The sequence below is a fragment of the Xanthobacter lutulentifluminis genome, assembly GCF_043194675.2.
GTDB lineage: Bacteria > Pseudomonadota > Alphaproteobacteria > Rhizobiales > Xanthobacteraceae > Xanthobacter.
Genome location: NZ_CM195525.1, coordinates 3,039,084 through 3,062,570, shown reverse-complemented (window position 1 = coordinate 3,062,570; position 23,487 = coordinate 3,039,084). Strand labels below are relative to the sequence as shown.

The 23,487-nt window shown below is 70.7% G+C and carries 19 protein-coding genes; 7 read left to right on the top strand and 12 right to left on the bottom strand.

Annotation, left to right across the window (positions count from 1 at the left end):
- Nucleotides 1–15 precede the first annotated feature (15 nt).
- The 3 genes from V5F49_RS14025 to V5F49_RS14015 form a co-directional block, all read right to left on the bottom strand.
- Nucleotides 16–1,926 (bottom strand): extracellular solute-binding protein, encoded by a 1,911-nt coding sequence (locus V5F49_RS14025; RefSeq protein WP_394117195.1) that lies wholly within the window; start codon nucleotides 1,924–1,926, stop codon nucleotides 16–18.
- Nucleotides 1,923–3,821, bottom strand: coding sequence for an extracellular solute-binding protein (locus tag V5F49_RS14020; RefSeq protein ID WP_394117196.1), 1,899 nt, complete (start codon nucleotides 3,819–3,821; stop codon nucleotides 1,923–1,925). The genes V5F49_RS14025 and V5F49_RS14020 overlap by 4 nt, the downstream gene beginning before the upstream one ends.
- A 422-nt stretch (nucleotides 3,822–4,243) precedes the next feature.
- Nucleotides 4,244–4,789, bottom strand: a complete 546-nt coding sequence (locus tag V5F49_RS14015; protein ID WP_394117197.1) for a c-type cytochrome — start codon at nucleotides 4,787–4,789, stop codon at nucleotides 4,244–4,246.
- A 228-nt stretch (nucleotides 4,790–5,017) separates the two neighbouring features.
- Between V5F49_RS14015 and V5F49_RS14010 the strand changes: the two genes are divergently transcribed.
- Both V5F49_RS14010 and V5F49_RS14005 read left to right on the top strand, forming a co-directional pair.
- A complete protein-coding gene (locus tag V5F49_RS14010) occupies nucleotides 5,018–5,773 on the top strand; it encodes a 3-deoxy-manno-octulosonate cytidylyltransferase (protein ID WP_394117198.1) in 756 nt (251 codons plus the stop codon).
- A 42-nt stretch (nucleotides 5,774–5,815) separates the two neighbouring features.
- Complete coding sequence (locus V5F49_RS14005) at nucleotides 5,816–6,676, top strand: prephenate dehydratase (RefSeq protein WP_394117199.1); 861 nt, start codon at nucleotides 5,816–5,818, stop codon at nucleotides 6,674–6,676.
- 45 nt (nucleotides 6,677–6,721) lie between these two features.
- Here the strand turns inward: V5F49_RS14005 and V5F49_RS14000 are convergent, their stop codons facing one another.
- The 3 genes from V5F49_RS14000 to V5F49_RS13990 form a co-directional block, all read right to left on the bottom strand.
- Nucleotides 6,722–8,554, bottom strand: a complete 1,833-nt coding sequence (locus V5F49_RS14000) for a uracil-xanthine permease family protein (protein WP_394117200.1) — start codon at nucleotides 8,552–8,554, stop codon at nucleotides 6,722–6,724.
- The gene (gene nudC / locus V5F49_RS13995; protein WP_394117201.1) at nucleotides 8,547–9,482 is read right to left on the bottom strand and encodes an NAD(+) diphosphatase; all 936 of its coding nucleotides are present in this window, start codon (nucleotides 9,480–9,482) and stop codon (nucleotides 8,547–8,549) included. Before nudC ends, V5F49_RS14000 begins: the two co-directional genes overlap by 8 nt.
- A 239-nt stretch (nucleotides 9,483–9,721) precedes the next feature.
- Nucleotides 9,722–10,186, bottom strand: coding sequence for an HIT domain-containing protein (locus V5F49_RS13990; protein ID WP_394117202.1), 465 nt, complete (start codon nucleotides 10,184–10,186; stop codon nucleotides 9,722–9,724).
- Between the two features lie 382 nt (nucleotides 10,187–10,568).
- Between V5F49_RS13990 and V5F49_RS13985 the strand changes: the two genes are divergently transcribed.
- The 5 genes from V5F49_RS13985 to V5F49_RS13965 all read left to right on the top strand — a co-directional run bounded on the left by V5F49_RS13985 (nucleotide 10,569) and on the right by V5F49_RS13965 (nucleotide 17,659).
- Nucleotides 10,569–11,828 carry an aspartate kinase gene (locus V5F49_RS13985; RefSeq protein ID WP_394117203.1) on the top strand — a complete coding sequence of 420 codons (1,260 nt, stop codon included), beginning with the start codon at nucleotides 10,569–10,571 and terminating at the stop codon, nucleotides 11,826–11,828.
- A 78-nt stretch (nucleotides 11,829–11,906) separates the two neighbouring features.
- A complete protein-coding gene (gene ptsP / locus V5F49_RS13980; RefSeq protein WP_394117204.1) occupies nucleotides 11,907–14,174 on the top strand; it encodes a phosphoenolpyruvate--protein phosphotransferase in 2,268 nt (755 codons plus the stop codon).
- Complete coding sequence (gene prfA / locus V5F49_RS13975) at nucleotides 14,175–15,257, top strand: peptide chain release factor 1 (RefSeq protein WP_394117205.1); 1,083 nt, start codon at nucleotides 14,175–14,177, stop codon at nucleotides 15,255–15,257. It abuts the gene before it with no gap.
- Between the two features lie 35 nt (nucleotides 15,258–15,292).
- Nucleotides 15,293–16,153 carry a peptide chain release factor N(5)-glutamine methyltransferase gene (gene prmC / locus V5F49_RS13970; RefSeq protein ID WP_394117380.1) on the top strand — a complete coding sequence of 287 codons (861 nt, stop codon included), beginning with the start codon at nucleotides 15,293–15,295 and terminating at the stop codon, nucleotides 16,151–16,153.
- A gap of 525 nt (nucleotides 16,154–16,678) precedes the next feature.
- Nucleotides 16,679–17,659 carry a DUF4167 domain-containing protein gene (locus tag V5F49_RS13965; RefSeq protein WP_394117206.1) on the top strand — a complete coding sequence of 327 codons (981 nt, stop codon included), beginning with the start codon at nucleotides 16,679–16,681 and terminating at the stop codon, nucleotides 17,657–17,659.
- Between the two features lie 252 nt (nucleotides 17,660–17,911).
- Here the strand turns inward: V5F49_RS13965 and cynS are convergent, their stop codons facing one another.
- The 6 genes from cynS to V5F49_RS13935 all read right to left on the bottom strand — a co-directional run bounded on the left by cynS (nucleotide 17,912) and on the right by V5F49_RS13935 (nucleotide 23,483).
- Nucleotides 17,912–18,400: a cyanase gene (cynS, locus tag V5F49_RS13960; protein WP_138401318.1), complete on the bottom strand. Its 489-nt coding sequence runs from the start codon at nucleotides 18,398–18,400 to the stop codon at nucleotides 17,912–17,914.
- A 103-nt stretch (nucleotides 18,401–18,503) separates the two neighbouring features.
- Nucleotides 18,504–19,427, bottom strand: coding sequence for an ABC transporter ATP-binding protein (locus V5F49_RS13955; RefSeq protein ID WP_394117207.1), 924 nt, complete (start codon nucleotides 19,425–19,427; stop codon nucleotides 18,504–18,506).
- Between the two features lie 5 nt (nucleotides 19,428–19,432).
- Nucleotides 19,433–20,272 (bottom strand): nitrate ABC transporter permease, encoded by an 840-nt coding sequence (gene ntrB, locus V5F49_RS13950; RefSeq protein WP_394117208.1) that lies wholly within the window; start codon nucleotides 20,270–20,272, stop codon nucleotides 19,433–19,435.
- A gap of 4 nt (nucleotides 20,273–20,276) precedes the next feature.
- Complete coding sequence (locus V5F49_RS13945) at nucleotides 20,277–21,641, bottom strand: CmpA/NrtA family ABC transporter substrate-binding protein (protein WP_394117209.1); 1,365 nt, start codon at nucleotides 21,639–21,641, stop codon at nucleotides 20,277–20,279.
- Between the two features lie 55 nt (nucleotides 21,642–21,696).
- On the bottom strand, nucleotides 21,697–22,875 hold the full coding sequence (locus V5F49_RS13940) for an NAD(P)/FAD-dependent oxidoreductase (RefSeq protein ID WP_394117210.1): 1,179 nt from the start codon (nucleotides 22,873–22,875) through the stop codon (nucleotides 21,697–21,699).
- Nucleotides 22,872–23,483: a 2-hydroxychromene-2-carboxylate isomerase gene (locus tag V5F49_RS13935; RefSeq protein WP_394117211.1), complete on the bottom strand. Its 612-nt coding sequence runs from the start codon at nucleotides 23,481–23,483 to the stop codon at nucleotides 22,872–22,874. Before V5F49_RS13935 ends, V5F49_RS13940 begins: the two co-directional genes overlap by 4 nt.
- Nucleotides 23,484–23,487 lie beyond the last annotated feature (4 nt).

The window sequence follows — 23,487 nt, the reverse complement described above, 5'->3', positions numbered from 1 at the left end:
CAAGCCGGGGCGGCGTCAACCGCCGCGAGCCGGCTCGCTCCCCGTGCTCCACCACGTGTCCAGCGCGCCCAGCTCGTAGCGCGGCTTCAAGGCGGGGCGGGCGAGCTGGTTCCAGTAGGCGATGCGGTGCTCGCCGGAATACCACTGGGGGATCCAGTAGCGCCCGGCCCGCAGCACCCGGTCGAGCGCGCGGCAGGCGGTGACGAGGGCTGCGGCATCCGGAGCCGCCAGCGCCGCGGTGATGAGCGCGTCCACCGCCGGATCGGCGATGCCCGCCACATTGTAGGAGCCGCGGGTGCGCGCCGCCTCGGTGGAGAAATAGGCGCGCAGCTCGTCGCCGGGATAAGGCGCGAAGGAATAGCGCCGCACCACCATGTCGAAGTCGAAGCTCTGCAGCCGCAGCTGGAACTGCGCCGGATCGACGATGCGGAACGAGGCGTCGATGCCCACCTTCTTCAGATGGCCGATGAAGCGGGCGGTGTGGCGCTCCATGCCGCCGTCGTCGTCGAGGAACTCAATGGTGAAGGCCTCGCCCTTGGGGTCCACCAGCTTGCCCTGCTGCACGGTATAGCCGGCATCCTTCAGGAGATTCAGGGCCTGCCGGCGCAGGTTGCGGTCCTCGCCGGTGCCGTCGGTGGCCGGCGGCACCCAGGGCTCACCGAACACCTCCTCCGGCAGGCGATCGCGGAACGGGTCCAGGAGCTTCAGCTCGGCGGGCGAGGGCAGGCCCTGCGCCATCATGTCGGAATTCTGGAAGAACGAGACCGTGCGCTGGTAGCTGTCGTACATCAGGTTGCGCCGGGTCCAGTCGAAGTCGAACAGGATGGCGATGGCCTCGCGCACGCGGCGGTCGAAGAATTTCTGGCGGCGGGTGTTGAAGAACCAGCCCTGCACGCCGGAGAAGCTCTCGTCCGGGAGTGTCTCGGTCTTCACCCGCCCCTCGCGCACGGCGGGGAAGTCATAGGCGGTGGCCCATTCACGCGCGGTGAACTCCTCGCGGAAGAGATAGGCCTTGGCCTTGAAGCCCTCGAGTCCGGCGATGCGGTCGCGGAAATATTCGTAGCGCACCGTATCGAAGTTGAAGCGGCCCTTCATCACCGGCAGGTCGCGGCCCCAATAGCCGGCCACCCGCTCGTATTCGATGAAGCGCCCCTGCTCCAGCCGCTTGATGCGGTACGGCCCCGAGCCGAGCGGCACCTCCAGCGACGACTGGTTGAACGGGTGCTTCGCCAGGAAGGCGCGGGAGAAGACGGGCAGGCCGGCGGCGGTGAGCGGCACGTCGCGCGCCCGGCCGGGGCGGAAGCGCATGACCACGGTCAGCTCGCCCTCGGCTTCCACGGAGGACAGGTCGCGCAGCGCCATGCGAATGGTCTCGTAGCCGTCCGCCTTCAGCGCCGCGAAGGTCGCCACCACATCCTCGGCGGTGACTTTGGAGCCGTCGTGGAAGCGCGCCTGCGGGCGCAGGGCGAAGCGGTAGGTGAGGCCGTCGTCGGCGATGACGACCGAGCTGGCGAGGCGGCCGTACATGGCGCTCTTCTCGTCGCCGGCGGCGGCCATCAGCGTGTCGTAGATCAGCTCGATGCCCTGCGCGCCGTTGCCCCGCTGGTTGTAGGGGTTCAGCGTGTCGAAGGTGTTGAGCGACTGGTTGTAGAAGGTGGTGCGGCCCATCTGGGAGAAGGGGCCGCCCTTGGGCGCGTCGGGGTTCGCATAGTCGAAGTGGGTGAAGCCGGCGGGATAGCGCAGGTCGCCGAAGAAGGAGATGCCGTGGCGCTCCACCGCCGCGGCGGAGGCGCCGCCCTCGCTCGCCGCCGCCTCGCGGCCGGCATCCGCGGTCTGGGCCCGGCCGGGACCGGCGAGGAGCCCGGGCACGAGGCCCGCGGCAGAGGCCGCCGACAGGCGCAGCAGGGTGCGGCGGGAGAGGCTCATTTGCCCGCCCCCGCCTTGGCCGCGCGGCTTGGATCGAACCACCAGATGTCCGGGAAGGCGAAGGAATAGGCCGGCAGCGTGGGGGGATGGGCGAAGCGGTCCCAGCGCGCGGTGCGGGTGTAGTTCAGCGTCCAGGCCGGGATGACATATTCGTTCCACAGCAGCACCCGGTCGAGCGCATGGGTGGCGGCCAGAAGGTCGGCGCGGTCGGTGGCGTAGATCACCTTGTCGATGAGGGTGTCCACCGCCGGATCATTGATGCCGGCGAGGTTGCGCGAGCCTTCGCGCGCAGCCGCCTCCGAGCCCCAGAACTCGCGCTGCTCGTTGCCCGGCGACAGGGACTGGCCCCAGCCGGAAACGATCACGTCGAAGTCCCGCGCCCGCACGCGGTTGATGTACTGGGAGGAATCCACCAGCCGGATGGTCACCTGGATACCGAGCCGCTCCAGCGCCGGCTTGTAGAACACCGCCACCCGCTCCATAGCCGGGCTGGAGATGAGGAATTCCAGCGTGAACGCCTCGCCCTTCGCGTCCACCAGCTTGCGGTTCTTCACCTCGAAGCCGGCCTCCTTGAACAGGCGGGCGGCCTCGCGCAGGTTGTTGCGCCGCGCCTCCTCGGACCCGCTCTCCGGGTTGGTGTAGGCGGTCGTGAACACCTGCGGCGGCACCTTGTCCTTGACGCCGTTGAGGATCTCCAGCTCGCGGCCCTGCGGCAGGCCGGAAGAGGCGAGCTCCGTGCCGGAGAAATAGGAATTGATGCGCTTGTACTGGCCGAAGAACAGGGTGTGGTTCATGCCCTCGAAGTCGAGCGCGTAATTCAGCGCCCGGCGCACCCGCGGGTCCTTGAACTTGTCGCGGCGCAGGTTCGGCACGAACGCCTGCATGACGCCGGAGGCCCGGTTCTCGAACATCTCCAGCACCACGCGCCCGTCGGCGCGGGCGGGGAAGTCATAGGCGGTTGCCCAGTTCTTGGCGGAGCTTTCCACGCGGAAGTCGTACTGGTCGGCCTTGAAGGCTTCCAGCATCACCGTGTCATCGCGGAAATACTCGTAGCGGATCTCGTCAAAATTATCCTTGCCCACGTTGACGTTGAGATCCTTCGCCCAATAGTCCGGCACCCGCTCGTAGGTGATGGAGCGCCCGGCATTGAAGCTCTTCACGCGATAGGCGCCGGACCCCAGCGGGGTTTCCAGCGAGCCCTGGGTGATGTCGCGGGGCTTGCCGGAGGCATCCTTCCCGGTCCACCAGCGCTTCGGCAGGATGATGAGCTGGCCGACGATCTGCGGCAGCTCGCGGTTGCCGGCCTGGTCGAAGGTGAAGGTCACCTCGCGATCGCCGGTCTTCTGCGCCGATTTCACATGGCTGTAGTAGAAGCGCTGATTGGGGTTGTTCTGGGTCAGCGCCTCGAACGAGAACACCACGTCCTCGGGGGTGATGGGCGTGCCGTCGTGCCAGCGGGCGTCGGCGCGCAGGCGGTAGGTGACGGACGAGAAATCCGCCGGGTGGCTCGCCCCCTCGGCGATCAGGCCATACTCGCTCGCCACCTCGTCGCTGGCCGGGGCCATGAGCGTGTCGTAGATGAGGTTGATGCCCGCCACCGGCGTGCCGCGCGGCACCACGAAGTTGAAGGTGTCGAAGGTGCCGTCCTCGGCGAGCCGCACCAGCCCGCCCTTGGGGGCCTTGGGGTTCACATAGTCGAAATGGGCAAAGCCGGCGGGATATTTCGGCTCGCCCATCAGCGACAGGCCGTGCCGGAACGCGGGCGCCTGCCCCCCGCCTGTCTCCGCACCGCCCGGCGTGCCGGTCCCCTGCGCCAGGGACGGCCCCGCCAGCGCCAGGGCGGACAGGGCCAGCGCCGCGAGGCGGGCCAGGGGGCGAACAACGGACAGGCGCATCTGCGTCTCCAGTCAGAACCGGCGTGCTACCGGCAATAGCCGATTATGGCACTGGCCGCGACGGCAGAAACAAGGCGGCGCCGGCCGCCCGGGCTGAGCCGGCGGGGATTGCCCGCGCAAATCGCCGCGAGCCGGCAGGAGAGTTCTGCGGCGGGCCCACGCAGGCCCCATGACAATGGCGTGAAAGCGCCGGGCAACCTGTCTGCCGGGAGAACAAACGAAAACCCGCCCGGAGGCCGGACGGGTTCGTGTCGTCGTCGATTCGCGGACGAAAGGCTGGCAAGGTCGGCCGGAAGGCTCTTCGCCAAGCCGCTTCACGCACCCTTCGCAGGCGGCCGCACAAGGCGCGCCCGGAAGGCTCAGACGGTGTCAGCCGACGCCGTCACCGCCAGCCTGTCCCACTCCGCTCACTTGGCGGCGATTCACTTGGCGGCGGTGGGCAGGGGCTTGGGGCTGTGCGAGAGCGAGTTGAGGTAGGCGATCAGGTCGGCGCGCTCGGCTTCCTTGGGGATGCCGGCGAAGGCCATGGCGGTGCCGGGCACGGCAGCCTTCGGGCTGGTGAGGAAGGTGTTGAGCGCCTGGGGGGTCCAGTCGCCACCCTTCGCCTTCATGGCGGCGGAGTAGCCGAAGCCCTCGGCCGAGGCCACCGGACGACCGACGATGCCGTAGAGGTCCGGGCCCACCTTGGCGCCGGCGCCTTCCTGGAAATTGTGGCAGGCGGCGCACTTCTTCGCGGCGGCCTGGCCCTTCTCGATGGAGGCGGTGGCGAACAGCTGCTCGATCGGCACCTCGGCGGCCTTGGCCGGCGCGCCGGCCCCGCCGCCGCCCTGCTGGACCACGATGTCGAAGCCCGGCTTGGCGGGCACCTCAGGCGTGAACAGGATGCCCGACACGATGCCGAGGCCGAAGGTCAGCAAAAGGGTGCCGAGAATCGCACCTACGATTTTGTTCAATTCAAAGCTGTCCATCGGCGCTACGCCCCTCGGAAATCTCTATCCCGCCGGCCGCGGCGCGAAAGGCGCGACCTAGCCTGTAAGCATGTCGATGAGTGGCGCGCGAAGGGTTTCGCGCACCGCCGGCGACACTAAGCACTTTGATGTGAGCGAAGCAACCCGTATAAGGCGCGCCCCAATGCCACTCCCCACATCGCCCTTCCTGCCGCCCCGCGGCATCACCCCACGGAACCGAGCCCGGCCATGACCAGCCCCAACGCGCTCGTGCTGATTCCCGCTCGGATGGCGGCCACCCGCCTGCCGGGAAAGCCGCTGGCGGACGTGGGCGGGCGGCCCATGATCGTCGAGGTGGCGCGACGCGCCGCCGCAGCCGGAATTGGGCGGGTGGCGGTCGCCACCGATTCCGGGGAGATCGCCGCAGCGGTGCGCGCGGCGGGCCTCGAGGCGGTGATGACCCGCGCCGACCACCCCTCAGGCTCCGACCGCATCTTCGAGGCGCTGGAGGCGCTCGATCCTGACGGGAAGGTGGAGATCGTGGTGAACGTGCAGGGCGACCTGCCCACCATCGCCCCCGCGACCATCCGCAGCGCGCTGGCCCCCCTGGCCGACCCGACGGTGGACATCGCGACGCTCGCCGCCGAGATCACCCATGCCGAGGAGCGCACCGACCCCAACGTGGTGAAGGTGGTGGGCTCGCCGCTTGCGCCCGGCCGCATGCGCGCGCTCTATTTCACCCGCGCCACCGCGCCTTACGGCGACGGACCGCTTTACCACCACATCGGCCTTTACGCCTATCGCCGCGCCGCCCTCGCCCGCTTCGTGGGCCTTGCCCCCTCCCCGCTGGAGCAGCGGGAGAAGCTGGAGCAGTTGCGGGCGCTGGAGGCGGGCATGCGGATCGATGTCGCGGTGGTGGACGCCGTGCCGCTGGGCGTCGACACGCCGGCGCATCTGGAGCGGGCGCGGGCGCTGCTCGCGCAGGAACCGACTGACCTGAAGTGAAAACCGACGCCGCGTGAAAGACGACGCGAAGTGAGGACGCAGATGAACCGCCGCATCACCTTCCAGGGCGAGCCCGGGGCCAATTCGCACATCGCCTGCCGCGAGGTGTTCCCGGATTTCGAGGCGGTGCCGTGCGCCACGTTCGAGGACGCGTTCGCCGGCGTCGAGAACGGCATGGCCGATTACGCCATGATCCCCATCGAGAATTCGGTGGCCGGCCGGGTGGCGGACATTCACCACCTGATGCCGCAATCCTCGCTCTCCATCGTCGGCGAGCACTTCCTGCCCCTGTCCCACCAGCTGATGGCGGTGAAGGGCGCGACCCTCTCCACCCTGCGCACGGTGCAGAGCCACGTGATGGCGCTGGGCCAATGCCGCAAGGCCATCCGCACGCTCGCCCTCACGGCAGTGATCGGCGCCGACACCGCCGGCTCGGCCCGCGAGATCGCGGAGGCCGGCGACCCCGCCCGCGCCGCCATCGCCTCGCGCCTCGCCGCCGAGATCTACGGCCTCGACATCCTGGCCGAGAACATCGAGGACGAGGCCCACAACACCACGCGCTTCATCATCCTCGCCCGCGGCGGGGAATGGGCGCCGGCTGGCCCCGCCCCGGTGGTCACCACCTTCGTGTTCCGGGTGCGCAACGTGCCGGCGGCGCTCTACAAGGCGCTCGGCGGCTTCGCCACCAACGGGGTGAACATGACCAAGCTGGAATCCTACCAGCTGGACGGCCAGTTCACCGCTACCCAGTTCTATGCCGACGTGGAAGGCCACCCGGACGACCGTCCGGTGCGGCTCGCGCTGGAGGAGCTGGCCTTCTTCTCGCGGGAGATGCGCATCCTCGGCGTCTATCCGGCCCACCCCTACCGGGCGCAGGTGCCGGCCCAGCCGGAAGGCATCTGAGGACAAGGGCCGGCGCCGCCGCAGCCGCGGAACCGGCCGCCGGCCTTAGTGGTCGAACCTCAGAGCGATGCGGGCGCGGCCGCCGCTGCGGCCGAAATGCACGTGGTCGGACAGGCGCTTGAGCATCCACGCGGCGAACGCCGCCTGCTCGCGGGCATCGCCCAGCAGCGCCTCCGGCGAGGGCCGCTCCTTCGGCGCCTCCACCACCTCGCCGTCATAGAGCAGGAACACGTCGAGGTGGGTCTCGTCGAAGCGGGCCCGCAGCTCCACCGGCCCCTCGGCGATGCCGGAATCCATCACCAGCTCCAGCGCCTGCGCCACCGTGGGGATGGCGGCGGCGATCACGTCGCGCCGGGCGCCCCAGTTGTCGCCCTGCTGCTCCAGGAAATCGCGCACGAAGGGGAAGGCGTGCGCGGTGTCGGGCACCTTCTCGGCCGCTTCCTGGGCGATGCCGATGCGGAACAGCAGGTTGAGCGCGATGGCGCAGATGGCGCCGGCCGAGAGCGGCGTCGAGAACAGGGGCTGCAGCGCCGCCGGCAGCTGGCGCGTCAGCGGCAGCAGCGCCACCGAAAGCCCCGCCAGCACCGAGAGCCCCACCACGAACACCCGCCGCTCGCTGAGCCGGCGCGAGGTGACGAGATCCATGCCCGCCACCACCAGATAGGCGGAGGTATAGAGCAGGATGCCGCCGATCACCGGCGAGGGGATGAGGGTCAGCGCCACGATCGCCTTCGGCAGGAACGCGATGGCGAAGATCATCACCCCCGCCAGCACGCCGATGACCCGGGCGGTGGACTGGGTTGCGAAGGCGAGGCCCACCGATGAGGACGAGAGCCCGGCCTGGAAGCCGGTGGTCAGCCCGTTCAGGATGTTGCCGATGCCGCAGCAGGTGACCGCCCGCTGCACCGCCGGCATGTCGGCGCGGCGCCAGTCGGCGTCGTTCATCTTCTCCAGCGAGACGGTGACGGACAGGACGTCCACCAGATTCATCAGCACCAGCAGCGCCATCAGCGGGAACAGCGAGGGCGCGAAGGTGAAGGAGGGCAGGGTCAGCGCCGGCAGGGCCACCAGCGGCGCGGCGGCGATGGCCGCGTCCGCGCCCGGCTGGCCCACGTCGAGGAACAGGGCCAGCGCCCAGCCGAGGCCCGCCCCCGCGAACACCGCGAACAGCTTCAGCCGCCGCGGCGCGAACACGGTGACGGCGACGATGATGCCCACGGTGGCGAGGCTCGCCATGGCGGCGGTCTCCATCACCTGGGGGCCGTGGTCGAGGCCGAGGGCCCGCCGCAGCGCCGGGCTCGCCAGCGACACGCCGAGCATGCTCACCGCCACGCCGCACACCTCGGGCGGCAGCAGCACCCTGAGCGGCCGCACCAGCCGCGCCACGAACAGCTGGCAGATGCCCACCAGCAGGGTGGTCATGGCCATCAGCCCCAGCCCGCCGATGGACAGGGCCTGCACCGCGAGCGGAATGGCGCCCGGCGCCGGGATGTGCACCGCCAGATAGCCGCTGCCGAAGCGCGAGCGCAGGCACTGGATGATGGTGGCGAGCCCGATGCTCATGGCGCAGGCCGAGAGCATGGACGAGACCTGGTCCGCCGGCAGCCGCGCCTCGGTGGCCGCGAGCACGGGGTAGATCAGGAAGGTGACCGCCAGCATGGCGTGCTGCGCCGCGAGCGGCACCAGCGCCGGTGCCGGCACCGCATCGTCGAGGCCGTAGACCAGCGACGGCGGCCGGCGGGAGACGCGGCTGCCGCGGGCATCGGGATCGGGCAGGATGCGGTCGAGCACGGCGCGCAGGCGGCGCAGGCCCCGGCGCCCCCGGTGCCGGGCGTGGGCAGGGGATGCGCCGGCCTCTGGCGATGGCGCCTCAGGCATGGATGCCTTCGACGAAGGCGCGGATGAGATGGTGCGCGATGGCGATGGGCGGCGGCACGAACAGGCCGTCGGGATGGGCGCGCCGGAGCATCAGCGCCGCCTCGTCGCGGTCGAACCAGCGGGCGTCCTCCAGCTCGTTGCGGTCGATGGCGATGTCGAGGCTGGCGGCCTCGGCGAGGCAGCCGATCATCAGCGACATGGGGAAGGGCCAGGGCTGGCAGGCGCGGTAGGTGACGCGGCCGGTGGCGATGCCCGCCTCCTCCAGCGTCTCGCGGCGCACCGCGTCCTCGATGGTCTCCCCCGGCTCCACGAAGCCGGCGAGACAGGACCACATGCCGGGCGCGAAATGCGGCTGGCGGCCCATGAGGCAGCGGTCGCCCGCCGCCGTCAGCATGATGACCACCGGATCGGTGCGCGGGAAGTGCTGCGCCCCGCAGGAGGGGCAATCCCGCCGCCAGCCGCCATCGACGATGCGCGTCGCGCTGCCGCAATTGGCGCAGAAGCCGTGCCGGGCGTGCCAGCCGGCGAGCGCCTTGCCGCAGGCGATGGGCGCGAGGTGCCGCGGCTCCACCAGTCCGGTCACCGCGATGGAGCGCAGATCGGTGACGGCGAAGCCCGCCGCCTCCAGCTCCTCGCGCCGGCCGGGATCGAAGGTGACCGCGAATCGCGGCGCGCCGGCCTCGAGGCCGAGGAACAGCGGCTCGGTGCGGCGGAACGGCTCGACGGCCCCGAGCGGCAGGAGCGGATCGAACACCGGCCCCGTCCCGGCCATGGCCACCAGCTCGCCGCCGAGCGCGTAGAAGCGGGCGGCGGGATCGGCCGCAAGCGCCCCGCCCTGCGCGCGCAGATGGGCGGCGCGGTCAAGCGGGCTGTCCACATAGCCGAGGGCCGGCCAGACGCCGAGTTCGGGACGGGTGATGACAGTCATGGAGGGCGACAATTTCCGGCAGGACCGCCACGGGGCGGGCGCGTCGACCGTGGCATGCGCACGGCCGGGAGGCAAGGCGGCACCGCCTCCCGGTTCTCGGGCGCAGTTGCGGCCTTCCCTTGCGTCGGCCGCAGGCGCACGCCACGCGGCGTGCGACCTCGGCGACCCTCGGGGCACGCGGCAAGACACACCGGCAGGACACACCGTATGCAAAGGACGCGGCCGGGCCGGCCCGCCGCTCACGCCAGGCGCAGATGCCTGCCGAGCGCGGCAAGACGTTCGGCGAGTGGCCCCTCCCCCAGCGGCACGCGGGTGCCGGCGCCGAAGACCGGGCCGGGCCATGCCGCATCCCCGGGGGTGCGTCCCACCACGTGGACATGCAGCTGCGACACCACGTTGCCCAGCGCCGCCACGTTGAGCTTGGCGCAGGCCGAAGCCGCCTTCACGGCGGCGCCGGCGGCGGTGATCTCCTCCATCAGCGCCGACCGGGCGGCGGCATCGAGGTCGAGGATCTCCACCAGCCCGGCCCGGCGCGGCACCAGCACCACCCAGAAGAAGCGCGCATCGTCCACGAGCCGCACATGGCACAGGCCGAGATCGCCGGCCGCCGGTCCATCGGCTTCCAGGCGCGGATCGAGACGGAATGCGGGGTCGGTGGCGACGGTCGCAGGACTGGACACAGGGCGCACGGGTGGGGAGGACATGGATGGGGCGGGCTCCGGCTGGAGCCGGCTAGATGGCGGATGGCGGGCTGCCCGGCAAGCGGCGAGGCGGGCAGGCAAGCGCGGGCTTTACCGTCCCGGCGGGCGACCGGACGGCGATCGCGCGCCGGCGCGGCGACGCGGGCAGTTGCCCCGGCGGCCCGATGCCGCTATGGAGGCGCCCCAATATGCCGCGCGAACTTTTGTGGAACCTGCGCGGAAGGACTTCAGGGATGTTCCGCTCGGTCGCCGCCATTTGCCCCGCCCTGCGCGCGCTGCCGCGCCACGCGATGGCGCGCCGGCGAAAATGACGCAGCTCTGAGCCGGCCCCTCGCGCGGGCCAACAGCGTCTCCCGGTGTTTTCAAGTCAGGAAGGGCACGAGCGATGGCTCGGCTGGTGATGAAGTTCGGCGGCACGTCCGTCGCCAATATCGAACGCATCCGCAACGTGGCGCGCCATGTGAAGCGCGAGGTGGAGGCCGGCTATCAGGTGGCCGTCGTGGTCTCGGCCATGGCCGGCAAGACCAACGAGCTGGTGGCCTGGTGCAAGGACGCCTCGCCGCTCTACGACGCCCGCGAGTATGACGCGGTGGTCGCCTCCGGCGAGCAGGTCACCTCGGGCCTCCTCGCCATCGCCCTGCAGCAGATCGGCATTTCCGCCCGCTCCTGGCAGGGCTGGCAGATCCCCATCGCCACCGACGACGCCCACGGCTCGGCCCGCATCCTCGATATCGACGGCACAAGGCTCGGCGCGGCCATCGACGGCGGCGAGGTGGCGGTGATCGCCGGCTTCCAGGGCATCCACCCGGAAAGCGGGCGGCTGACCACGCTGGGCCGCGGCGGCTCCGACACCTCCGCGGTGGCGGTTGCGGCCGCGCTCAAGGCCGAGCGCTGCGACATCTACACCGACGTGGACGGCGTCTACACCACCGACCCGCGCGTGGTGCCCAAGGCCCGCCGCCTCGACCGCATCGCCTTCGAGGAGATGCTGGAGATGGCGTCGCTGGGCGCCAAGGTGCTGCAGGTGCGCTCGGTGGAGCTCGCCATGGTGCATAATGTGCGCACCTTCGTGCGCTCGAGCCTCACCGACCCCGACGCGCCGGAGATGGCGCAGGTGGAGAAGGCCGGTACGCTCATCTGCGACGAGGAGGAGATCGTGGCAAACCAGATGGAACAGCAGGTGGTCACCGGCATCGCCTTCTCCAAGGACGAGGCGCAGGTCTCCATCCGCCGGGTGGCCGACAAGCCGGGCATCGCCGCCGCCGTGTTCGGCCCGCTGGCCGATGCCCACATCAATGTGGACATGATCGTCCAGAACGTGTCGGCCGACGGCTTCACCGACATTACCTTCACCGTCCCCACCGCCGATTTCGCCCGCGCCAAGGCGGTGATCGAGAAGGCCCGCGACGCCATCGCCTTCCAGGTGGTGGAAGGCGCCGAGGACGTGACCAAGGTGTCGGTGATCGGCATCGGCATGCGCTCGCACGCCGGCGTCGCCGCCAAGGCGTTCGAGGCGCTGGCGGGCAAGGGCATCAACATCCGGGCCATCACCACCTCGGAGATCAAGATCTCCTTCCTGATCGATGCGGCCTATACCGAGCTTGCGGTCCGGACTCTCCATTCGCTATACGGGCTCGATAGCTGAGGCAGGGCTCGCGGGGGCGCGCCGCCCAACGAAGATCCCCGCGGGCTTGAGACCCGCCGACATGTGAGGATGCGGCCGATGCGTGGCGCGCTCGGCGGTCCGCGCGTTCTGCTCCGCCGCCTCCGCGAGGTGATGGCCGAGCCGGTCAGCGCGCAGGATCGCCTCGACAAGATCGTGGTGCTGATCGCCGCCAACATGGTTGCGGAGGTCTGCTCGGTCTACGTCCTGCGCGTGGATCAGACGCTTGAGCTGTATGCCACCGAGGGTCTGAACCGGGACGCGGTTCATCTCACCGTCATGAGCGTCGACGAGGGCCTCGTCGGCCACGTGGCGCGCGAGGCCGAGTCCCTCGCTTTGTCCGACGCCCAGGCCCACCCGGAATTCTCCTACCGCCCGGAGACGGGCGAAGAGGTCTACAACTCCTTCCTCGGCGTGCCGATCCTGCGCGGCGGCAACACGCTGGGCGTGCTGGTGGTGCAGAACCGCGCCCGCCGCACCTACACCGAGGAGGAGATCGAGGCGCTCCAGACCACCGCCATGGTGCTGGCGGAGATGATCGCCTCGGGCGAGCTGACCGCCCTCGCCAAGCCCGGCGCCGAGCCGGCGGTGCGCCGGCCGCTGCACCTGAAGGGCGTCGCCCTCGCCGACGGCCTGGGCCTTGGCCATGTGGTGCTGCACGAGCCGCGCATCCACGTCACCAACGTCATCGCTGACGACGTGGTGAAGGAGACCGCCCGCCTCGACGCCGCCATCGGCAAGCTGCGCCACGCCATCGACCTGATGCTGGAAGACGACGGCCTCGCCAAGGCCGGCGAGCACCGCGACATCCTCGAAGCCTACCGCATGTTCGCCCACGATCGCGGCTGGATGCACAAGATGCGTGAGGCGGTGCTGTCCGGCCTCACCGCCGAGGGCGCAGTGGAGCGGGTGCAGTCGGATACCCGCGCCCGCATGATGCGCGCCTCCGACCCCTACCTGCGCGAGCGCCTGCACGACCTCGACGATCTCGCCAACCGCCTGCTGCGCGAGCTCATCGGCACCAGCCGCGAGGGCGAGCGCGAGGCGCTGCCGGAAAACGCCATCCTGTTCGCCCGCAACATGAGCCCGGCGGCGCTGCTTGATTATGACCGGGCGCGCATCCGCGGCCTCGTGCTGGAAGAAGGCGGCACCACCAGCCATGTCACCATCGTCGCCCGCGCGCTCGGCATCGCCGCGGTGGGCCAGGTGGAGAATGCCGCCGGCGTCGCCGATCCCGGCGACCCGGTGATCGTGGACGGCCAGGCCGGCGAGGTGCACCTGCGCCCACCTGCCGACGTGGAGGAGGCCTATGCGGAGAAGGTGCGCTTCCGCGCCCGCCGCCAGGCCCAGTATGCCGCCCTGCGCACGCGCCCTTGCGTCACCAAGGACGGGGTGCACATCGACCTGAACCTGAACGCCGGCCTGCTGGTGGACCTGCCCCATGTGGCCGAGACCGGCGCGGCGGGCATCGGCCTGTTCCGCACCGAGCTGCAGTTCATGATCGCGTCGGCCTTCCCGCGCATCTCCGAGCAGCTCAAGCTGTACCGCGCGGTGCTCGACGCCGCCGGCGCGCGCCCCGTTACCTTCCGCACGCTGGACATCGGCGGCGACAAGGTGCTGCCCTACATGCGCGCGGTGGAGGAGGAGAACCCCGCCCTCGGCTGGCGCGCCATCCGCCTCGGCCTCGACCGGCCGGGCCTGCTGCGCAGCCAGGTGCGGGCGCTGCTGCGCGCCGGCGCCGGCCGCGAGCTGCGCGTCATGTTCCCCATGGTGGCGGCGGTGGACGAGTTCGACGCCGCCCGCGCGATGGTGGAGCGGGAGCTGACGCACCTGCGCAAGCATGGCCATGCCCTGCCCGAGCGGGTGCATGTGGGCGCCATGGTGGAGGTGCCCTCCCTGCTGTTCCAGCTGGACGAGATCCTGTCGCGCGCCGACTTCCTGTCGGTGGGCTCGAACGATCTCGTGCAGTTCCTCTATGCGGCCGACCGCGCCAACATGCGCGTCGCCGACCGGTTCGATCCCCTGTCCGCGCCCACCCTGCGGGCCTTCCGCATGGTGGCGGAGGCCGGCCTGCGCCACGGCAAGCCGGTGACCCTGTGCGGGGAGCTGGCCTCCCGGCCGCTGGAGGCGGTGGCGCTCGCCGCGCTCGGCTTCCGCTCCCTGTCGGTGTCGCCGGCCGCCATCGGCCCGGTGAAGGCCATGCTGCTGGAGCTGGACGTGGCCGCCGCCCGCAAGGTGGTGCTGCCGCTGCTGGACGACCGCTCGGGCCTTGCCAATCCGCGCGCCGCCCTCAACGCCTTCGCCCGCGGCTGCGGCCTGCCGCTCTAGATGACATCCCTGCCCACCGCCAGGCTCAACCAGCTGGTCGCGCGCCATGCCGAGATCGAGGCCGCCCTCGCCGCCGGGGCGGACGGCGAGGAATACGTGCGCCTCGGGCGCGAGTTTTCCGAGCTTTCGCCGGTGGTGGAGCAGGTGCGCGCCCTGCGCACCGCCGAGCGCGACCTCGACGGCGCCCGCGAGCTGCTCGCCGACAGCCAGTCCGACCCGGAGATGAAGGCCCTCGCCGAGGCGGAGGTGGAGCGGCTGGACGCGCGCATCGCCGAGCTGGCAGTGGCGGTGCGCCTCGCGCTCCTGCCCCGCGACGCCATGGACGAGCGCGGCGTCATCCTGGAGGTGCGCGCCGGCACCGGCGGCGACGAGGCGGCCCTGTTCGCCGGCGACCTGTTCCGCATGTACGGCCGCTACGCCGCCGAGAAGGGCTGGAGCGTGGAGGTGCTCTCCGAGAGCGAGGGCACCATGGGCGGCTACAAGGAGATCATCGCCGCCGTCCACGGCAAGGGCGCCTATGCCCGGCTGAAGTTCGAGAGCGGCGTCCACCGCGTCCAGCGCGTACCCGCCACCGAGGCGAGCGGGCGCATCCACACCTCGGCCGCCACCGTCGCCGTGCTGCCGGAGGCGGAGGACGTGGACATCGACATCAACGAGGCGGACCTGCGCATCGACGTGTTCCGCGCCCAGGGCGCCGGCGGCCAGCACGTGAACAAGACCGAATCGGCGGTGCGCATCACCCATCTGCCCACCAACACGGTGGTGGCGGTGCAGGACGAGCGCTCCCAGCACCGCAACAAGGCCCGCGCCATGGCGCTGCTGCGCGCCCGGCTGCTGGACGAGGAGCGGCAGAAGAAGGAGGCGGGCCGCGCCGCCGAGCGCAAGGGCCAGGTGGGCTCCGGCGACCGCTCCGAGCGCATCCGCACCTACAATTTCCCGCAGGGGCGCGTCACCGAGCATCGCATCAACCTCACCCTCTACAAGCTGGACGAGGTGATCGCCGGCACCGCGCTGGACGAGATCATCGACCCGCTTTTGACCGAGCATCAGGCCGCCCTGCTGGCCGCGGCCGAGGAGGCGTGAGCCATGCCGGCGCGCCCTGCCCCGTCCGTCGCCCCATGTCCGGCGCGCTGACCGTCTCGGCCCTGCGCCGGGAGCTGGTGGAGACCCTCGCGGCAGCGGCCATCGAGGATGCCGACCGCGACGCCCGGCTGCTGCTCGCCGAGGCGCTGGACTGCGCCCCCGGCGAGCTGCTGCTGCGCGCCGACGCTCCGGTCGGGGAGGATGCCGCCGCAACCGCCCGCGCCTTCGCCGCGCGGCGGGCGGCGGGCGAGCCGGTGGCCCGCATCCGCGGCCGGCGCGAGTTCTGGAGCCTCGACTTTCTCCTCTCGCCCGACACGCTGGTGCCGCGGCCGGATACGGAAACGCTGGTGGAGGCGGCCCTTTCCGCCTGTCCGGACCGGGCTGCGCCCCTGCGCATCCTCGATCTCGGCACCGGCACCGGCGCCATCCTCGCCGCCCTGCTGGCGGAACGCCCGCACGCCACCGGCGTCGCGGTGGACCGCTCGGAGGAGGCGGCACGCACCGCGCGGGACAATTTCGCCCGCAATGGCCTCGGCGCGCGGGCGCTGGTGGTGGCGGGCGACTGGGGGACGGCGCTGGCGGAGGAATTCGACCTGGTGGTCTCCAACCCGCCCTACATCACGCGCGCCGAAATGGCCGCGCTGCCGGTGGAGGTGCGCCGCCACGATCCCCGTCTCGCTCTGGAAGCCGGGGAGGATGGCCTTGATGCCTATCGCGCCATCATCGCCGATCTGCCCCGGCTGCTGGCGCCGGGCGGCGTCGCGGTGCTGGAGCTGGGCGCCGGGCAGGAGCCCGCCGTGGCGGCGCTCGTGCACGCCACCGGGCTGCGCCTCGACGGCGCCGCGCGCTGCGACCTTGGTGGAATACCGCGCGCCCTCGTCGCCCGCCGCGCCTGATCCCGGCCGCCCCGCGCCTCGCGTTGCGCAAAAAACGCTTGGAACCTCGCGGCGAAATGGCTAGTGTCTCCCGCAGGAATCGAACCGAGGCGCCGGCCCGAGGGGTGCGACGTCGGCTTCCGAAATCTCAAGCGGATGTTTCGGTCGCTCTGGATGCGGTGGCGTGAGGCGCGCTCCGGTGGCGCCCGTGCCGGCATCCTGCGGTTGGATCGTTTCACGGTGTTGAACGCGCGCGGGCTCGATCGCCCGGCAGCGTCTCGTGCGACGATGGCCGTGCTGGGGGGCACGGAGCGGGGCTCGATGATCGGACGGATCAGGACCTAGCAGGCTATCAAGCTTTCGAACCAGCGCGGCTGCCGGCGCAGGCGGCGGTCGCGGATCTGGCGTCACCTCCTGCGAAGCGGGGACCGCGCGCCGACGGCGCGCCGCCGGAGCCGAGCGCCCGGCGCAGACCATGTTTGACCGGCGCGATGCGACCGGACGCAGACGGCGGCGTGAACGCCGGGCGGGTAGAGAACGATCCACATGAGAAATGGTCAGCAGAAGCGCATGCGCGGCCGCAACAACCGGCGCAGCTCGAACCCTCTGACGCGGGTCTATGAATCGAACGGGCCGGACGTGAAGGTGCGTGGCACGGCCCACCACATCGCCGAGAAGTACCAGCAGCTCGCCCGCGACGCCCAGGCCTCCGGCGACCCGGTGGCGGCGGAGAACTACCTCCAGCACGCCGAGCATTACCTGCGCCTCATCGCCTCCCTGCAGGGGCAGTTCGCGCCGCCGCCCGGCTTCGGCCGGGACGACGAGGACGACGAGGACATGGACGACGTGTCCGGCCTCGATGCGCCCCAGCCCTTCCCCCGCGGCGAGCAGCCCTACCAGCCGCGCGAGGCCCGCGAGGATCGCGGCCAGCGCGAGGGACGGCAGGGCAATTTCCGCCGCAACCGCGACGAGGACAGCGGCGAGGGCTACCAGCCGCGCGAGGCGCGTGCCCCGCGTGAGGATCGCGAGCCCCGGGAAGCGCGCGAGCCGCGCGAGAGCCGGGAGCCGCGGGAAGCGCGTGAGCCCCGTGAGGGGCGTGAACCCCGCGAGGCGCGTGAGCCGCGCGAGTTCCGCCGCCGCAATCGCGACGAGCAGGGCGAAGGCTTCGTGCCCCGCGCCGCGCGTCCCGCCCGCAGCAGCGAAGAGGGTGAAGCCCGTCCCGCCCGCGCCCCGCGCGAGACCCGCGAGGAGCAGGACATCGGCCTTCCGTCCTTCATCACCGGCGCGCCGGTGAAGGAGCGGGCCGAGCCCCGCGCCGAGCCCGCCCCGGTCGAGACCGTCGCTCCTGTATCCGCCCCCGTGGCGGAAGCCCCCGAGGCCGCCGAAGCGGCGGAGGGCACCGAGGCCCGGCGTGGCCGCCGCCGCCGCTTCCGCACCCGCGCGGGTGCCGAGGAGGGCGCCGGCGAGCAGGCTGCGGCGGGCGGCGACGCCCCCGCGCCCGAGCAGCCGGCCCTGTTCAACGACTGATCCCCGCCGGAGTCGGGGCTCAACCGAAACCGGAAACGACAAAGCCCCGCCTTTCGGCGGGGCTTTTGTTTTGGGGGGCACCGGCGCCATGGCGGTGCTGGCTCATTGCCTGCGGGTGGACGACGCAAGGCTCGCGGACAAGGATCGGCCCCCCGCCCACGCGCCGCCCACGCCCTGGACGCCGCCCGGCCGGGCCCGGAAGGCCACGCCCCCGGCACCGCCGGCTGAGCGCCGGCGATGCGCCATCCGGTCTCAGCTTTCCTTGAAGCCGTAGTCGGGGATGCCCTGCTCGTTGCCGTAATACTTGTAGGGCAGGAACTTGCCGGACATGGTGATCTGCACGCGGTCGCCCTTGGGGTTGGGCTCGCGCACCATCTCCATGTTGAAGTCGATGGCGGACATGATGCCGTCGCCGAATTCCTCCTCGATCAGGGCCTTCCACGCCGGGCCGTTCACCATCACCAGCTCGTAGAAGCGGTAGATGAGCGGGTCGGTGGGCGGCATGGGCGTGCCGGCGCCGCGCATGGGCACCTCGTTGAGCATGCGCTCCTCCACCTCGGAGAGGCCGAACAGCTCCGCCGCCTTCTTCGCCAGCGGCTTCACCAGCTTCATCTGGCCCAGCAGCGCCCCCACCACGAGGAACGGCGACATGCCGCCGATCTCCTCGCAGATGTACTTCCAGGTCCAGCCCTTCTCGCGCTTGATGTCGAGGATCTTCTCGGTGAGTTGCTCGCGCTTCATGGTCTTTTGCTCTCCACTCTTGTCTGGTCTGAAGGCCACCGGGACGTTTTGAGTTGACGCATTGTCTTCACCCGAACCGGCATCCACCTCGCTCGAAAATGCTTCAGTCTCGCGCCGCGGCGAGGGCGGGAAAGGGGATGGACCGCGCAGGCGGCGCCGCCGCGCCGAGGTGCACCAGCGGCGGATGGCGGGTGTCGAAGCCGGGCGGGATCGCATCGCGAAAGGTGCGGCTGCGGGTGACGAGGAAATCCACCAGATGGTTGCGGACGGTGTAATAGTCCGCTTCACGGTGGATGCTGTCGCGGGCGCGCTCGGTCGGCAGCGGGTTCTCCACCACCTCGGCGATCATGGCCTCCGGGCCGTTGGTCATCAGCACGATGCGGTCGGCGAGGTAGATGGCCTCGTCCACGTCGTGGGTGATCATCACCACGGTCTGGCCGGTGGACTTGCAGATGCGCCGCACCTCGTCCTGCAGCGTGCCGCGGGTGAGGGCGTCCAGCGCCGAGAACGGCTCGTCCATCAAAAGGATCTTCGGCTCGATGGAAAGCGCGCGGGCGATGCCCACCCTCTGGCGCATGCCGCCGGAGAGCTCCGCGGGGCGCTTCAGCTCGCTGCCCTTGAGGCCCACCAGATCGATGAAGCGGCGGGCGCGCGCCTCCACCTCGGCGCGGGGCGCCTTGCGCCAGCGCGAGGAGACGGCATAGGCCACATTGCCCAGCACGCTCTTCCACGGCAGCAGGGCATGGCCCTGGAAGATCACGGCGCGGTCGAGGCTCGGCCCCTCGATGGCCTGCCCGTCCACCACCACCACCCCCTCGGAGGGGGCCTCCAGCCCGGCGAGGATGTTGAGCACGCTCGTCTTGCCGCAGCCGGAATGGCCGATGATGCAGACGAACTCCCCGCGCGGCACCTGCAGCCACAGATTCTCGAAGATGGTGGTCGCCTCGCCCCCCGGCGCGGGGTAGCGCCGGGCGATGGCCTCGATGGAGATGAAGCGGTCCGCGCCCGCCGGTGTTGCGGTGGCCATGGCGCTCACTCCGGGAAGGTCACGCGCTTCTGCAGGCGCGCGAGGATGAGGTCCAGCATCATGCCCACCACGCCGATGAGCAGGATGCCGACGATCACGTTGGCGATGGAGAGGTTGTTCCACTCGTTCCAGACGAAGTAGCCGATGCCGGTGCCGCCCACGAGCATCTCCGCCGCCACGATGACGAGCCAGGCGATGCCGATGGAGATGCGCATGCCGGTGAGGATGGTGGGCGCCGCCGCCGGCAGGATCACCGTGAAGGCGCGCCGCCACGGGCCCACCTCCAGCGTGCGCGCCACGTTCAGCCATTCCTTGCGCACCGCCCCCACCCCGAAGGCGGTGTTGATCAGCATCGGCCACACCGAGCAGATGAAGATGACGAAGATGGCCGAGAGGGAGGAATCCTTGATGGTGTAGAGCGCGAGCGGCATCCAGGCGAGCGGCGAGATGGGCTTCAGCACCTGGATGAAGGGGTCGAGCGCGCGGTAGGCCAGCGGCGACATGCCGATGAGGAAGCCCACCGGCACCGCCACCAGCACCGCCAGCCCGTAGCCCAGCAGCACCCGGCCGATGGAATAGAGCAGCTGCAGGCCGAGGCCCTTGTCGTTGGGGCCGTTGTCGTAGAACGGGCGCTTCAGGTTGTCCCAGAGCTTTTGCGCCACATCGAGCGGCCCCGGCATGGCGGACTTCGCTCCGGCCGTGGAGATGCCCATCAGCTTGGCATATTCCGGATCGAGCGCCGGCCCCGAGCTCGCGCTCGGGGTGACGGCGACCTGCCAGGCCAGGCAGAAGGCGACGAACAGCAGCACCGAGAGGAGGCCGGCGCGCACGCCGAGGCTCTTCATGGCGTCAGCTCCGCTTGATGGCGAAGGAGCTCACGTATTCCGCCGGCTTCGACGGATCGAACAGCTTGCCCATCACCGAGAACGACTTGGAGGTGGTGGCGGGCGGGGTCAGGCCCATCTCCTTCATCACCTTGGCCGCATCGGTGGCGAGGAAGACCTCTGCGGCGATCTTGGAATAGTCCACCTCGCCCTTGATCTGGCCCCACCGCTTCATCTGGGTGAGCATCCACACGGCGAACGAGTGCCAGGGGAAGGGATCGAAGTCGATGCGCTTGGGATCGTCCTTGATGTTGCCGAGGCCGTCCGCGAACTTGCCCACCAGCACCTGCTCCAGCACCACCGGCGGGGCGTTGAGATAGGCCGCCGGGGCGATGGCCTCGGCGATGGCCTTGCGGTTCTCCGCCTTGGACGCATAGCCGGTGGCATCCACGATGGCCCGCAGCAACGCCGCGTAGGTGTTCGGCATGGTGGCGATGAACTCCTTGCTGGCCGCGAACGAGCAGCAGGGGTGTCCGTCCCACATGGTCTTGGACAGGGAATGGATGAAGCCCACGCCGTCGAACACCGCGCGCTGGGCGATGTTGTCCGGGGCGAGGAAGCCGTCGATGTTCTCGGCCCTCAGGTTGGCCACCATCTCCGGCGGCGGCACCACGCGCAGCTGCACGTCGGTGTCGGGGTCGATGCCGTTCTCCGCCAGCAGGTAGCGCAGCAGGTAGTTGTGCATGGAGAAGTCGTAGGGGATGGCGAACTTCAGCCCCTTCCAGGACTTCACGTCCATCTTGTCCTTGTGCTTGATGCCGAGCGTGAAGGACTGGCCGTTGATGTTCTCGATGGCCGCGGCCGCGAACGGGATCGGGTTGGAGCCCAGCCCCTGGCTGATGGCGAGCGGCATGGGCGCCAGCATGTGGGCGGCGTCGTATTCCTTGTTGATGGTCTTGTCGCGGATCACCGCCCAGCCGGCGGTCTTCACCACCTCCACGTTCAGGCCGTGCCGGGAATAGAAGCCCATGGGGTGCGCCATGATGATGGGGGTGGCGCAGGTGATGGGGATGAAGCCCACCTTCAGGTCGGTCTTCTCCGGCTTGCCGGTCTGGGCGAAGGCCTCGGTGGCGGCATCGAGCGGGAAGAAGGTGGCGACCGCCGCCGCCGCCGTGGACGCGCCCACCGCCTTCAGGAAGGCGCGGCGCTGGAGATCCTGCGGAAACAGCGCCCGCATGAGCCCGGAGGCGACCACCTCCTTGTAGCGCGCCTCGTCCGAGAGGGTGGCCGCCCGCTCCGCCGCCGCATGGGCCTCCGGCGAGGCATGCTGCCCGCACTGGCAGCCGCCGAGCTTCGCCTTGGTGGAGAACGGGTTCGAGAACATCGACATCGGCAACTCTCCGGAGGGTGGGTGACGCAGTGGAAGGGCAATGCCCGTGCCACGCCTAGCCGGGCACCGGCACAGGCGGCGGCTCGGCCAGGGCCCGGCGGGCGAGCATGTGGCTTTTGGGATCGTTGACGGAGCACACGGCGACCAGCCGTCCACCCGCGAAATAGCGCACGCAGAAGCGTCCGGCGGCGATGTCGCCCTCCACCTCGGAACGGTCGTGCCCGTCGAGGAGGCCGGCGATCTGCAGCTTCACATCATGCTGATCGGACCAGAACCAGGGCACCGGATCGTATGCAACTACGCCGCCCATGATCGCTTTTGCGGCAGCCTTGGCCTGATCGATGGCATTCTGCACGGATTCAAGGCGCACGCGCCGGCCGTAGAGGCGGCTGGGGAAGGACGCCACATCGCCGGCGGCATAAATGTCGGGCAGGCTGGTGCGGGTGGCGGCGTCCACGCGGATGCCGTTCTCCAGGGCGATCCCGGCGTCCGACGCCAGCTCCGCATTGGGCACCGCGCCCACGGCGGAGAGGACGAGGTCCGCCGGCAGCACCCGCCCGTCCGCCAGCTCCACCCCGGTCACCCGGTCCGTGCCGGTGATGGCGGCAACGCCCATGCCGGTGAGGACGCTGACGCCATGGCCCTCGTGCAGGTCGCGGGCGAAGCGGGAGATGGTGTCGCACGCCACCCGGGCGAGCAGGCGCGGCTGGCCCTCCACCACGGTCACGTCGAGGCCCAGCTTCTTCGCCTTGGCCGCCACCTCGAGGCCGATATAGCCGCCGCCGATGATGACCAGCCGTGCCCCCGGCCGGGCGGCGGCACGGAAGTGCTTCACGTCGTCGATGGAGCGGATGGAGAAGACGCCGGGCAACTGCGCCCCCGGCACCGGCAGGGCGCGGGCGCGGGTGCCGGTGGCGACCAGCAGCGCGCCGTAGGAAAGCCGCGACCCGTCGTCGAGCTCCACCGCCTTCTCGGCGGGCAGGATGCGGGCGACGCGGGTGGAAGGGCGCACCTCCACCGACTGGTCCGCATAGAACTTAGGCGCCTTCAGCTCCAGCCGGTCCTCGGTCATCTCGTCGCCGAGATAGGCCTTGGAAAGCGGCGGGCGCTGGTACGGCAGGTAAGGCTCGTCGCCAAGGAGCACGATGTCGCCGGCGAAGCCTTCCGCGCGCAGGGAAGCGGCGGCCTGGGCGGCGGCCTGCCCGGCGCCGATGATGACGACCGGGCCGCTCATTGTGCCGCCTCCCCGGAGCAGGAGAGGGCCGCGGCCACGAAATCCAGCCGGTCCTGGCCGAAATACATCTCGCCATCCACGAGATAGGTCGGCGAGCCGAACACGCCGGCGTCGATGGCCTCCTGCGTGTAGCGGGCGATCAGCTCGCTCGCCTCCACGCTCTGCGACAGCTCGGCGAGATAGGCGCCGTCGAGCCCCACCTCGCCGGCGAGGCGGACGAGGTTGGCCTGATCGGAAATCTGGATGTCCCGCGCCCAGACGGCGGCGAGGCAGGCGCCGATGAGGTCGGCGGGGTCGATGCCTTCCATCTGCGCCGCCGCGATCAGGCGGCAGGCCGGCAGGGTGTCGGTGGGCCAGAACTTCGGCTCGGTGTTGATGGGGATGCCGGCGAGCTCAGCCCAGCGCACGATGTCCTTCTTGCGATAGACGTTGCGCTGGGGCGACTGCTTCGCCGGGGCGGTGGAGCCGCCCGCGGCGAAGACCTTCAGGATGTCCACGGGCCGCCACAGGATGACGGCGCCGTGGGCCTTGGCGATGGCGCGCAGGCGCGCGTGCCCCAGATAGGCATAGCCCGATTGCGGGCTGAAATAGCAGGTGATCTCGGGCACGGCT

Excerpts from the sequence above, each read along its gene's own strand:
- V5F49_RS14025 (WP_394117195.1), bottom strand. The coding sequence starts at position 1,926 with ATGAGCCTCTCCCGCCGCACCCTGCTGCGCCTGTCGGCGGCCTCTGCC.
- V5F49_RS14020 (WP_394117196.1), bottom strand. The coding sequence starts at position 3,821 with ATGCGCCTGTCCGTTGTTCGCCCCCTGGCCCGCCTCGCGGCGCTGGCC.
- V5F49_RS14015 (WP_394117197.1), bottom strand. The coding sequence starts at position 4,789 with ATGGACAGCTTTGAATTGAACAAAATCGTAGGTGCGATTCTCGGCACC.
- V5F49_RS14010 (WP_394117198.1), top strand. The coding sequence starts at position 5,018 with ATGACCAGCCCCAACGCGCTCGTGCTGATTCCCGCTCGGATGGCGGCC.
- V5F49_RS14005 (WP_394117199.1), top strand. The coding sequence starts at position 5,816 with ATGAACCGCCGCATCACCTTCCAGGGCGAGCCCGGGGCCAATTCGCAC.
- V5F49_RS14000 (WP_394117200.1), bottom strand. The coding sequence starts at position 8,554 with ATGCCTGAGGCGCCATCGCCAGAGGCCGGCGCATCCCCTGCCCACGCC.
- nudC (WP_394117201.1), bottom strand. The coding sequence starts at position 9,482 with ATGACTGTCATCACCCGTCCCGAACTCGGCGTCTGGCCGGCCCTCGGC.
- V5F49_RS13990 (WP_394117202.1), bottom strand. The coding sequence starts at position 10,186 with ATGTCCTCCCCACCCGTGCGCCCTGTGTCCAGTCCTGCGACCGTCGCC.
- V5F49_RS13985 (WP_394117203.1), top strand. The coding sequence starts at position 10,569 with ATGGCTCGGCTGGTGATGAAGTTCGGCGGCACGTCCGTCGCCAATATC.
- ptsP (WP_394117204.1), top strand. The coding sequence starts at position 11,907 with ATGCGTGGCGCGCTCGGCGGTCCGCGCGTTCTGCTCCGCCGCCTCCGC.
- prfA (WP_394117205.1), top strand. The coding sequence starts at position 14,175 with ATGACATCCCTGCCCACCGCCAGGCTCAACCAGCTGGTCGCGCGCCAT.
- prmC (WP_394117380.1), top strand. The coding sequence starts at position 15,293 with ATGTCCGGCGCGCTGACCGTCTCGGCCCTGCGCCGGGAGCTGGTGGAG.
- V5F49_RS13965 (WP_394117206.1), top strand. The coding sequence starts at position 16,679 with ATGAGAAATGGTCAGCAGAAGCGCATGCGCGGCCGCAACAACCGGCGC.
- cynS (WP_138401318.1), bottom strand. The coding sequence starts at position 18,400 with ATGAAGCGCGAGCAACTCACCGAGAAGATCCTCGACATCAAGCGCGAG.
- V5F49_RS13955 (WP_394117207.1), bottom strand. The coding sequence starts at position 19,427 with ATGGCCACCGCAACACCGGCGGGCGCGGACCGCTTCATCTCCATCGAG.
- ntrB (WP_394117208.1), bottom strand. The coding sequence starts at position 20,272 with ATGAAGAGCCTCGGCGTGCGCGCCGGCCTCCTCTCGGTGCTGCTGTTC.
- V5F49_RS13945 (WP_394117209.1), bottom strand. The coding sequence starts at position 21,641 with ATGTCGATGTTCTCGAACCCGTTCTCCACCAAGGCGAAGCTCGGCGGC.
- V5F49_RS13940 (WP_394117210.1), bottom strand. The coding sequence starts at position 22,875 with ATGAGCGGCCCGGTCGTCATCATCGGCGCCGGGCAGGCCGCCGCCCAG.